We start from the raw sequence: 11,714 nt of genomic DNA, 5'->3' as shown, positions 1-11,714 counted from the left end.
TCGGGTTCGTCCGCGAGTCTCATCACCCACAAGGTCCGGCTACCCGCTCAAAACTCTACTTATCTCGTCCGAGGAGGCGGGGTCGAGCGCCGCGGGATGCGATCTTCCTTTCTTAAAAGCCCTTGCCGAGCAGCTCCCGCGCGATGATGTTCTTCTGGATCTCGCTGGTCCCCTCGTAGATCTGGGTGATCTTCGCGTCGCGGAAGAGCCGCTCTACGTCGTGGTCGTTGACGTAGCCCGCGCCGCCGTGGATCTGCACCGCCTCGTCGGTGACGTCGCGGGCGACCCTCGAGGCGAACTCCTTGGCCATCGAAGCCAGCATCGTGAGATCGTCGCCGCGGTTATCGACGCTCCAGGCGGACTTGTACGTCAGCTGTCGGGCGGCCTCCGTGCGGGTGTGCATGTCCGCGAGCTTGTGTTGAATCGACTGGAACTCGCTGATCGACCGGCCGAACTGCTCGCGCTCCTGGGCGTACTCCAGGGAGCGCTCGGCGGCACCCTTCGCGATCCCGACACCCTGGGCGGCGACGGCGGTCCGCGTCTCGTCGAAGAACTGCATCAGCTGCAGGAATCCCATTCCGCGGGTCCCGATGAGGTTCTCTTCGGGGACCCGTACGTCGTCGAAGATCAACTCGGCGGTGTCGCTTGCGCGGATTCCGAGCTTCCCGGTGATCTTGTCGGCCGAGAAGCCGTCTCGATCCGCCTCGACGAGTATCTGTGAGTAGCCCGAATAGCGGTCTTCCACCTCCGGGTCCGTCTCGCACACCACGACGAAGTAGTCGGCGACGGTCCCGTTGGTGATCCACATCTTGTTCCCGTTTATCACCCACTCGTCGCCGTCCTTCTCCGCTCGGGTGCTGATAGACGTGACGTCCGATCCAGCCTGCGGTTCGCTGATCGCCGAGCCCATCACGGTCTCGCCCTCCGCGAGCGGCGGGAGGTACTCCTCTTTCATTTCCTCGCTGCCGAACTCCATGATCGCCTCGGCGCCGAACCCGGCACTCGTGATACACAGTCCGATCCCCGGATCCACTGCGAACAGCTCCTCGGTCAGAATGCACATTTCCATCGACGAGTACCCCACCCCGCCGTAGTCGATCGGTATGTGCGGGGCGAGCAGCCCCATCTCGGCAGCCTTGTCCATTACCTCGTGGGGATACTCCTCGTTTACGTCGTACTCGCTTGCGACCGGCCGGATCTCGTTTTCCGCGAACCGCCGGACTTCCTCGCGGAGCGCCTTCTGCTCGTCGGTGAGTTCGAACTCCATGTTCGAGTATCCACACCGCGGTATGATACACGTTTCCAAACATCAGTAAACAAATTTAGAGTTTACGACCGCCCCGAAGTTTGTCGTCTCGAGCGTGTGCGACGCGGCTGTCACGACCCACGGGAGCGGGGCTTTTCAGCCCTCGGCACCAACGAGGGGATATGTCCGCCCGCGACGACGAGGAACTCCGCGAGCTACTCGGGGAGCTGGAGTCGACCTTGGACGAACTCGGAACCGAGCTGCGAGCCGAGGGGCGGAGTCGCGGGTTGCCGCGGCCGCCGACCCCGGGTGAGCTCCTGCGGTTCACCGACCGGTACACGATCCCGACAGTGATCGCGATGCTCGAGGCGACGATCCGATCGCTGGAGCTGTTGCAGGCGGTACTCAGACTCGCAGATCCGAACCGGTCCGGAATCGACGCCGGCGGGGCCGGCCGCGAAACACGGAATCGGCTGTCGGGCGCCCGAACCGAAGCGTCGAACCAGCTCTCCTCGGCGCTTTCCCAGCTGCGAACCGCGCTCTCGGAGGCCAACGAGAACCTGCCCGAGGAGCCGGAGGCGCGGTCGGTGATCGAGGACGCCAGGGAGTTGAGCCGCGAGATCGAACGGAAACTCGAGGAAGACCGCGAGGGTACAGGCCCGGGACGGGACGCTGGTTCGAGCGATCTCGGCAGGAACGACAGGGCCCCGTCGGGGGCAGTGACGATCGACGTGACCGGGGAGTCACCCGACGATGAAGCCGAGGCCGGGGACGATCCGAACGCAGACGAGGAACCGAACGCAGACGACGAAGCCGAACCGGACGAGGAACCGGAAGTGGACGTCGACGCGGAGCTCGAATCGATAAAGCGCGAACTCGACGACGGCGAAAACCGGGATCCGGACGCGATCGGGGATGGCAATACCGACGACACGGAGGATACCGACGCCGACGAACAGAGTGGCACGAACGCCGACGAATAGCGTCCAGGGGAGCCGAGTCGCTACCGGACGGTCGTCGCGTCGTCGGAGGCGTGAACGGAGTCTGACTCGGCGCTGGCGGCGGCGACCGCACTCGCTGGGAGTTCTTTTCGGACATCGTCCCGGCCCTCCTCCTCGATTACCCTGGCGTAGGCGTCGGGGAAGACGCGAACGAAGTCGTCGAGAACACCCGACCATGCGTCGAGCAGTTCCTCCGCTCTGGACGAGCCTGTAAGCGCCCGGTGGTTTTCGACCAGCCGCCGGATCATCCGTTCGTCGCGGTCTGTAAGCTCTTGCGAGAGACTCACCATCCCGGTATTGGCCGTCTGTTCGAACGTCGCGTCGGGATCGTACACGTACGCGACGCCGCCGGACATCCCGGCGGCGAAGTTCCGCCCCGTCTCCCCGAGCACGACCACGACGCCGCCAGTCATGTACTCGCAGCCGTGATCGCCCAGCCCCTCCACGACCGCTTTCACTCCGGAGTTGCGCACGCCGAACCGTTCGCCTGCGGCACCGTTGACGTAACATTCGCCGTCCGTCCCGCCGTAGAGGGCCACGTTGCCGACGACGACGTTTTCGGCGGGATCGTATGCGGCCTCGCTCGGCGTCCGAACGACGACCCGCCCGCCCGAGAGCCCCTTTCCGAGGTAGTCGTTCGCCGCTCCCTCGAGTTCGAAGGCGACGCCGGGGGCCAGGAAGGCCCCGAAACTCTGTCCGGCGATCCCCGAAAAGTCGACGGAGATCGTCTCCGGCGGGAGCCCGGACGCCCCGTGTTCGGCCGACACCCGGTTCGACAGGGTCGCACCCACAGCCCGATCGACGTTAGAGATCTCCGTCGAGAGCGACACTGCCTCCTCGTCGCTGATTGCCGCATCGGTGGCGTCGATGAGTTCCCAGTCGAGTTGGTCGTCGACGTCGACGTGGGACTGTGGCCGGGTCTTGGTGCGCCTGTCGCCGGCCTGTTCGGCCACGACCGAAGAGAGGTCCAGCGCCTTCGCCCGCGGGTGGTCCGTCTCGCGCTGGACGAGCAGCGACGGCCGGCCGATCATCCCCTCCAGCGACCGGAAGCCGAGCTCGGCCATGATCTCCCGCAGCTCACGGGCGATGAACGTCATGTAGTTGATGACGTGATCGGGCTGTCCCGGGAAGCGCTGGCGCAGCTCCTCCCGCTGGGTCGCGACGCCGACCGGACAGGTGTTCTCGTGGCACTGGCGGGCCATCACGCAGCCGGAGGTGACCAGCGAGGCGGTTCCGAAGACGTACTCCTCGGCGCCCAGAAGTGCCGCCACGGCCACGTCGCGTCCCGTCTGGAGGCCGCCGTCGGTCGAGACCCTGATCCGGTCGCGGAGCCCAGTCGCCCGCAACATTTGGGTGGTCTCCGCGAGACCGAGTTCCCAGGGAACGCCGGCGTTTTTGATGCTCGTCTTCGGCGAGGCGCCGGTGCCGCCCGAGTGGCCGGACACGTGGACGACGTCGGCGTTCGCCTTCGCAACGCCGGCGGCGATCGTTCCGATCCCCGCCTCCGCGACGAGTTTCACGTTGATATCCGCCTCGGGATTCGCGGCTTTCAGGTCGTGGATCAGCTGTTTGAGGTCCTCGATCGAGTAGATGTCGTGCTGGGGCGGCGGGGAGATGAGCCCGACACCGGGGGTCGAATGGCGGACGTGAGCGATCATCTCGTTTACTTTCTTCCCGGGGAGGTGGCCTCCTTCCCCCGGCTTCGACCCCTGGGCCATCTTGATCTGCAACTCGTCGGCCGACTGGAGATACCGGCTGGTGACGCCGAACCGCCCCGAGGCCACCTGCTTTACGTTGCACTCTCTTTCGGTGTCGAACCGTTCGGGGGGCTCCCCGCCCTCTCCGGTGTTGGATTTCCCGCCGATCCGGTTCATCGCGATCGAGTTGTTCTCGTGGGCTTCCGGCGAGAGGCTCCCGAGGCTCATCGCGGCCGTCGAGAAGCGCTGGACGATCTCTTCGACCGGCTCGACCTCCTCGATCGGAACCGGCGAGCGATCGGAGTCGAACGAAAGCAAGCCCCGCAGCGTGTGGAGGGTCTCGGACTCGTCGTTGACGAGCTCTGCGAACTCCTGGTAGGTCTCGTAGTCGCCCGATCGGACCGCCTGCTGGAGCGTGCCGACGGTCTGTGGGTTCCAGCTGTGGTGGAGCCCCGACGAGCGGTTCTCGTACTCTCCGTGGGTTTCGAGTTTCGGGTCGCTCCCGAAGCCGACGGCGTGCCGCTTGCGGACGTCGAGTTCGATCCGTGCGAGGTCGATCCCCTCGGTCCGGATCTCCGTTCCCTCGAAGTACTCTGCGACGAGCCCGGAGTCGAGCCCGACCGCCTCGAAGATCTGGGCCCCCTGGTAGGATTCGACCGTCGATATCCCCATCTTGGCCATGGTCTTCAGCAGGCCGTCCTCCAGCGCCGTCCGGTAGGCGGCGACCGCCTCCGTTGTGTCGGCACCGTCGGGGCCCGCGACGAGATCCTCGATCGAGCGGTACGCGAGGTAGGGGTTGACAGCGCCGGCGCCGTAGCCGACCAGCGTCGCGAGGTGGTGAACCTCGCGTGGATCCCCGGACTCGACGACCAGCCCGGCGTGGTTGCGGAGCCCTTCACGGACGAGGTCGTGATGGATCGCACCCGTTGCCAGCAGGCTCGGGATCGGGAGCCGCTCGGGACCGACCTCCCGGTCGGACAGCACCAGCAGGTCGGCGCCGGCCTCGATCGCCTCGCGTGCGTCCGCCCGGATCCGTTCGATCGCGTCCTCGAGGGCCTCCTCCGGGCCGAACGTGACGTCGATCACAGCCGACTCGAACCGGTCGTCGTCCCCCTCGCCGAGCCGCTTTATCGCCGCGGTTTCGGCGTCGGTGAGCACCGGCGTCTCGCAGACGAGCTGCCGGGCGTGGTCCCGTGACTCTGCAAGGAGGTTCCGCTGGTGGCCGAGCCGCGACTCCAGGGAGGTGACGAGCTCCTCTCTGATGTAGTCGATCGGCGGGTTCGACACCTGCGCGAACAGCTGCTTGAAGTAGGTGAAAAGCGGCCGGTCGAACTCCGACAACACCGAAAGCGGGGTGTCGTCCCCCATCGACCCGACCGGATCCTTTCCGTCGCGGGCCATCGGCTCGAGCAGGTGATCGAGCTGGTCGGTGGTGTAGCCGAACGCCGTCTGGTGGGCGCGAAGCGATTCGATGGGGGCGTCGTCGTCCGTCTCCGTTTCGATCCCGGCGACAACCTCTTCGAGGGCCCGCTGTTCTTCGTCTACCCACTCGCCGTACTTCTCGTCGACGAGCTCCTCGAACACCTCGTCGTCGGGGATCACCCGACCCTCGTCGGGATCGGCGACGAACAGCTGGCCGGGCTGGAGCCGTCCACGGGTTTCGATCTCGGCAGGATCCGTCTCGAGGGCGCCGGCCTCGCTGGCCATCACGAGCCGGTTGTCGGTCGTGACGTCGTACCGGCAGGGCCGGAGGCCGTTGCGGTCGAGTACGCCCGCCACCCGCTCGCCGTCGAATCCGACCACCAGCGCCGGCCCGTCCCACGGCTCCACCAGCGAGGCGTGGAAGTCGTACCAGTCCTTGCGGTCCTCGTCCATCAGTGAGTCGCCGCGGAACGCCTCGGGGACCAGCATCCGCAACGCGTGCGGGAGTTCGCGGCCGCCCTGCAACAGCAGCTCCAGTGCGTTGTCGACCGAGGCGGTGTCGGACTGTTCGGGGTCGTCGATGACCGGCCGGATCGTGTCGAGGTGCTCGTCCAGTTCCGGATGGGACAGGTCGGTCTCCCGCGCCCGCATCCAGTTTATGTTCCCCTGGATGGTGTTGAACTCGCCGTTGTGAATGATCGTCCGGTACGGGTGCGCGAGATGCCACGCCCCGAGCGTGTTCGTCGAGAACCGCGCGTGGACGAGGACGACGCCGCTTTCGACGCGTTCGTCCGTCAGATCGGGGTAGTAGCTCGAAAGCTGCGTCCCTTTCAGCAATCCCTTATAAATCACCCGCCGGCGATCGAGCGACGGCACGTGGAACCGTTCGGCGCCGTCGACGTCGATCGCTCGCGATTCGATCGCATTCCGGGCCACGTACAGCGATCGGTCGAAGGCGCTGATCCCGAGATCGTCGTCTTCCGGCGCACAGAACGCCTGCCAGACGTCCGGCTCCTGATCGCGGGCTGTGGCGCCCAGCTCCGCACTGTCGGTCGGTACGTCCCGCCAGGTGAGCACCTCGAGGTCGTGCTCCGACAGCGCGTCCTCGACGAGTTCCTGGAGCTGCCGGCGCACCGTCGGATCCTGCGGCATGAAAAAGCTGCCGACGGCGTACTCGTCGGGCAGGTCGGCGTTCACCTTCGCCCTGAAAAACCGGTCCGGCCGCTGGAGCATGATCCCGGCGCCGTCGCCGGTGTTCGGCTCCGCTCCGGTGGTTCCGCGGTGTTCGAGGTTCGCGAGCAGTTCCAGCGCGTCGGAGACGTTGTCGTGGTCGACGTCGCCGTCGAGGTCGACGATCACGCCGACGCCGCAGTTCGACCGGTCGTCGTCGGGCGCGGCGAGCCCCGCCCGCGAGTCGGGTGTGTCACTACGTGGCTCGGTCATACCCGGTTTCCGGAACCGTCGTATAAAGGGTCTCTCATAAATGGGATAGGGGCACTAACCCACACATTAGGGAATATAAGGTCATTGTTCTTCCTTGTTCGACATGGATGTTCACGGGAGGATCCGGCCGTCGACCTACAGGTCGGAGGGTTCGAAGCTCCCTTCGTCGGTGATCACTCGATCGACGAGTGACAGCGGAATGGCGTCGTAGGTTGGGTTTTCGATCGTCACGCCCTCGACGGGTTCGAGCATCACCTCGCTTCCGGACCGGAACTCGTTTTCGAAGACGAATTCCTCGCCGACCACCTTGGCGCCGGAGCCGACGACGACTACCGGAACGTCGAGCCGGCGTGCGGTCGCCGCGATCGGGAACGTTCCCACGCGATTGTAGTAGGTTTCCTCGACGATGCAGGTCATGCCCAGCACCACGCGGTCGCAGTTCCGGAGGGCGTGTCCCATTGCCGAATCGACCGTGAGCGTCGGCTCCACGCGGTCGATTCCGGCGAGCGTTCGGGCCGTTTTCCGGCCGAGATACCTGGGGCGTGCTTCCGTGACGTAAACAGCGAGGTTGCACCCCGACGTTGCCGCGTCTTCGACTGCTGCCAGGACGGTCGTCGAGAAGTCGTGTGTGAGGATCGTCTCGCCGTCCACGAACGTTTCCGCAGCGTTTTCGGCGGCGGTTCCTTTCCCGGATTCGACGTCGTCGATCACGCGGTCGATGGTCTCCCGGAGCAGTTCCTTCGCCGACGCCACGTCGTCGGCGTTCCCGACGACTGCATCCTCGAGCTCTCGGACGGCGTTATGGAGGGTGGCGTGTGAGGGGTTCGCCCGGCGGAGCACCCCGGCGTTCTGTTCGAGATCTCGTTCGAAGGCGGTTCGCGACGTGTACTCCCGATCGAGCAGCTCCTCGAACGCCCGGGTCGCTTTGATCGCGACCGTCGAGGAGCTGTGCGTGCGCATCTCCTCGATCTCGGCGACCGTCTCGTCGATCATGTCCGATCGGTCGCCAGCAGGGGATGAATAGCTTGTGGGCTCTCGGCGCTGGCCCGGATCGCTCGTCGGCCCGTCCGTTCGTTCGGTCCCGGAATTCTTATCCCCCGCCTCACAGACCGTTGGGGCAATGAGGCGGAGTGATCCCGGATGACGACCGACGACCGTATCGAGGAGCTCCGTCGCCGACGCGAAAACGCGGAGAAAGGCGGCGGCGAAGCGCGGATCGAGGCCCAGCACGAGCGGGGGAAGATGACCGCCAGGGAGCGGATCGATTACTTCCTCGACGACGGGACGTTCCACGAGTTCGACCAGTTCCGGACTCACCGGACCCACAAGTTCGGGATGGAGGAAAAGCAGATCCCGGGCGACGGCGTCGTCACCGGCTACGGCGAGGTGAACGGGCGGACGGTGTTCGTGTTCGCCCACGACTTCACCGTCTTCGGCGGTTCCCTGGGCGAAGTGTTCGCCGAGAAGGTCTGCAAGGTGATGGACAAGGCGATGGACGTGGGTGCGCCGGTGGTCGGGCTCAACGACTCCGCCGGCGCGCGTATTCAGGAGGGCGTCGCCTCGCTTGCGGGCTACGCCGAAATCTTCCGGCGCAACACCGAGGCGTCGGGGGTCGTCCCCCAGATCTCGGCAATTATGGGGCCGTGTGCCGGCGGGGCGGTGTACTCCCCGGCGATCACGGACTTCACGTTCATGGTGAAAGACACCAGCCACATGTTCATCACCGGCCCCGACGTGATCGAGACGGTGACCGGCGAGCAGGTCTCTTTCGAGGAGCTCGGCGGCGCGGTCACTCACTCCTCGACGTCGGGTGTCGCCCACTTTGCGGCCGACTCGGAGGAGGGTGCGCTCGACGACATCGCCCGGCTGCTGTCGTACCTCCCGGCGAACAACGTCGAGGACCCGCCCCGCGTGGAGCCGTGGGACGATCCCGAACGCACCCCCGATGAGCTTTCGGAGCTGGTGCCCAACGAACCCCGGAAGCCGTACGACATGGTCGAGGTGATCGAGGCGGTCGTCGACGAGGGGTCGTTCTTCGAGGTGCACGAGAACTTCGCACAGAACATCGTCGTCGGGTTCGTCCGCCTCGACGGCTACAGCGTCGGCGTCGTCGCCAACCAGCCCCGGGTCAACGCCGGCACGCTCGACATCGAGGCCTCACAGAAGGGCGCGCGGTTCGTCCGCTTTTGTGACGCGTTCAACATCCCGATCCTCACCTTCGAGGACGTCCCCGGCTTCATGCCCGGCACCGACCAGGAGCACAACGGGATCATCCGCCACGGCGCGAAGTTGCTGTACGCCTTCTCGGAGGCGACGGTGCCGCTGTTGACCGTCATCACTCGGAAGGCGTACGGCGGCGCCTACTGCGTGATGTCTTCGAAACACATCGGTGGCGACGTCAACTACGCGTGGCCCACCGCCGAGATCGCGGTCATGGGGCCGAAGGGGGCTGTCAACATCCTCTACGACGAGGAGCTCGAGGCCGCAAGCGACACCGAGGCCCGTCGGCAGGAGCTCATCGACGAGTACCGCGAAGAGTTCGCCAATCCCTATACGGCTGCGGATCGGGGGTTCGTCGACGACGTAATCGAGCCGCCGGACACGCGCAAACGGCTCATCGACGACCTGGAGATGCTGCTCTCAAAGCGGAAGAGCCTCCCCGAAAAGAAACACGGCAACATCCCGATTTAAGCATCGACGATGCAACTCCACATTCCCGAGGACGCGTCCGACGAGGAGGCGGCGGCGATCGCCGCGGCGATCGGCGCCCATCTCCGGGATCGGGCGGCCGCCGCGGCAGCCGCCGCCGACTCGGAGCCGACCTGGGACGACAAGCGATGGGCGTTCGCGGGTCGCATCGAGGGTCTCGGCACCCGCGGCGCGCGCGATTTCCGACTCCGGGAGGGGACGCCGACGGATCCCTGGACCGCCAGCGGGCGCCGGGATCGGTTCTAACAACGACCTTTTGCTGCGGTCGCTCCCTTCGGTCGCTCCCTGGCAAAAGCTCGACCAAAAGCGCTGCGAGCCTCCCGTTGGTCGGCTCTTGGCCCGCTCGCTCCCTGCGGTCGCTCGCGGTGGGGGTCCTCGTTATTTTGTCTGAACCGTGGTCGAACGTCGGCCGTACAGCTCCTCGTGGTCGGTACAGAACTCCGGATCGCGTAGCTGTGCGTCGACCAGTTCTTCCTGATGATGGGCGTTGTAGAGCTGGCACTGTGGCTCCTCGCAGAACGCCTCGCCGGTTTCCAGCAGGTGTATCGCCTGTAGCACGTATCCTTTTAAAGCGTCAGTCGTCCGGGGGTCGTCCTCGACGAGGAACTCGCCGTCGATTTCGGTTTCCAGCACTTCTCGGGGTGGCGCGTCTCCCGAAAGGAGTGCGTGGGTCTGTTTCGCCCGGTAGTAGGACTCCGGTTTGGCCGGCGCTTCGTAGAGACCCGGGACGGAAATCAGCGTCAGCGGGCCCAGAACGGTTACGCGTTTGTGCCAGCGGCCGTCCTCGTCCCAGGTCCCGAGAGCCCGATCGAGCAGGGCGACGTGGAGTCGATCGAGCGATCGTTCCGCTTCGGGCAGGCGGCGTTCGAGGAACCTCCGGACGGCGAACCCGTCGTAGAGCACGCCGCCCGCCCGGTCCGGATCGTCGAGGGCCCGCTTTTCGTAGCGGACGACGCCGAGCATCTCGTTGCCAGTGTCGCGGTCGTACGGCGACAGCACGCGAGCGCCGGCGAAATCGCGAGCCAGATCGGCGTCGCGATACCGGTCGAGGAAGTGCTCGCGGACCTCGACGTCGGCGACGAACCGATCCCGCAGCCAGTCGGCGATCTCCTCGGCATCTGCAACCGTCGTCGGTGCACGGTACAGGAAGACGTCGTCGACCATACCGACGATCCTGGAGGTTAGTCGGCGCTCGCCTGGGGGGTCATTTCGACCGGCTCGGCGTCGATCCCGAGTTCGTCGATGGCGGACTGGGCGGCGCGCTTGCCCGAAAGCAGCATCGCGCCGAACGTCGGTCCCATGCGTGGCAGGCCGTACGTCGTGGCCACGGCCATTCCCGTCACCACGAGCCCGTCGTGGGCGAGCCCCGTGTGTTCGACGACGGCGTCCTCGCTTTTGCCGACCCACATCGAATCGTGACCGGGCGAGTCGTGACCGGGTGCACCGTACTCGTCGGCGTCCGTCCGGTCCATCCCTGTCGAGTGGGTGCTGGCGTGGTCGATACCGGGCGCGTCCAGGACGCCCCGTTCGTGGAGTTTCTTGACCGCGACGGCGTCGTGTCCGGTGGCGTCGATCACGAGGTCGCCCTCCACCGCGATCGGGTCGACGCAGGTGATCTCACGGGGGAGTGAGTGCACCGGCGTCCAGTTCATCACGATCCCGCCGACGCGGTGGTCCTCGCGGATCACGATGTCCGTGAACTCGGTCATGTTCTGGATCTTCGCTCCCGCGTCGCAGGCGGCCTTGATGAGTCCAGAGCACGCTTCGGGCCCGTTGGCGACGTACAGCCCTTCGGTGTCCCGAGCGCGTTTGTAGTCGACATCCAGTTCATCCAGGACCTCCTGGGCGGGGCTTCGCACGGTGACTTTGTTCATCAGGAACCCACCCAGCCAGAACCCGCCGCCGAGGTAGTTGTTCTTCTCGACGACCATCGTTTTCACGCCGCGTTCGGAGAGTTCCTTCGCTGCGGTCAGCCCGGAGGGACCACCCCCGACGACGATGACGTCGCTGTCAGAGAAGTTCATGAACTCTTCGGTCCATTCCTGGCCGATCGCGCGTGTTACGTCCGCCTCGCCGACGTCGCTGAACTGTTCGGTCTCGGAGCTCATAACACTCGGTGATATTACCTGGTGAACAATAATAGTTTGTCTCGAAGAATGGGATCTTCCAAGCGAGGCGAAACAGCAGAATTGGTCC

At 65.6% G+C, this 11,714-nt stretch carries 8 protein-coding genes; 3 read left to right on the top strand and 5 right to left on the bottom strand.

Features of this window, described 5'->3' with window-relative positions:
* Positions 1-112: 112 nt before the first annotated feature.
* Complete coding sequence (locus AArcSl_RS06875) at positions 113-1,267, bottom strand: acyl-CoA dehydrogenase family protein (protein WP_119816846.1); 1,155 nt, start codon at positions 1,265-1,267, stop codon at positions 113-115.
* A gap of 161 nt (positions 1,268-1,428) precedes the next feature.
* On the opposite strand from AArcSl_RS06875, the gene AArcSl_RS06870 reads away from it, so the two are divergent.
* Positions 1,429-2,229 (top strand): DUF7547 family protein, encoded by an 801-nt coding sequence (locus tag AArcSl_RS06870; protein WP_119816843.1) that lies wholly within the window; start codon positions 1,429-1,431, stop codon positions 2,227-2,229.
* A gap of 20 nt (positions 2,230-2,249) precedes the next feature.
* Here the strand turns inward: AArcSl_RS06870 and gltB are convergent, their stop codons facing one another.
* Both gltB and AArcSl_RS06860 read right to left on the bottom strand, forming a co-directional pair.
* On the bottom strand, positions 2,250-6,809 hold the full coding sequence (gene gltB / locus AArcSl_RS06865) for a glutamate synthase large subunit (protein ID WP_119816840.1): 4,560 nt from the start codon (positions 6,807-6,809) through the stop codon (positions 2,250-2,252).
* 135 nt (positions 6,810-6,944) lie between these two features.
* Positions 6,945-7,802, bottom strand: coding sequence for a translation initiation factor eIF-2B (locus AArcSl_RS06860; protein ID WP_119816837.1), 858 nt, complete (start codon positions 7,800-7,802; stop codon positions 6,945-6,947).
* A gap of 147 nt (positions 7,803-7,949) precedes the next feature.
* On the opposite strand from AArcSl_RS06860, the gene AArcSl_RS06855 reads away from it, so the two are divergent.
* On the top strand, positions 7,950-9,500 hold the full coding sequence (locus AArcSl_RS06855) for an acyl-CoA carboxylase subunit beta (RefSeq protein ID WP_119816834.1): 1,551 nt from the start codon (positions 7,950-7,952) through the stop codon (positions 9,498-9,500).
* 9 nt (positions 9,501-9,509) lie between these two features.
* Positions 9,510-9,764: an acc operon protein gene (locus tag AArcSl_RS06850; RefSeq protein WP_119816831.1), complete on the top strand. Its 255-nt coding sequence runs from the start codon at positions 9,510-9,512 to the stop codon at positions 9,762-9,764.
* Between the two features lie 132 nt (positions 9,765-9,896).
* Here the strand turns inward: AArcSl_RS06850 and AArcSl_RS06845 are convergent, their stop codons facing one another.
* Together AArcSl_RS06845 and AArcSl_RS06840 are read right to left on the bottom strand one after the other, a co-directional pair.
* Positions 9,897-10,682, bottom strand: coding sequence for a DUF7001 family protein (locus tag AArcSl_RS06845; RefSeq protein ID WP_119816828.1), 786 nt, complete (start codon positions 10,680-10,682; stop codon positions 9,897-9,899).
* A gap of 17 nt (positions 10,683-10,699) precedes the next feature.
* Positions 10,700-11,626 carry a sulfide-dependent adenosine diphosphate thiazole synthase gene (locus AArcSl_RS06840; protein WP_119816825.1) on the bottom strand — a complete coding sequence of 309 codons (927 nt, stop codon included), beginning with the start codon at positions 11,624-11,626 and terminating at the stop codon, positions 10,700-10,702.
* Positions 11,627-11,714 lie beyond the last annotated feature (88 nt).

Source organism: Halalkaliarchaeum desulfuricum, assembly GCF_002952775.1.
Taxonomy (GTDB): Archaea; Halobacteriota; Halobacteria; order Halobacteriales; family Haloferacaceae; genus Halalkaliarchaeum; species Halalkaliarchaeum desulfuricum.
This window is presented reverse-complemented; position numbering and strand designations above follow the sequence as displayed.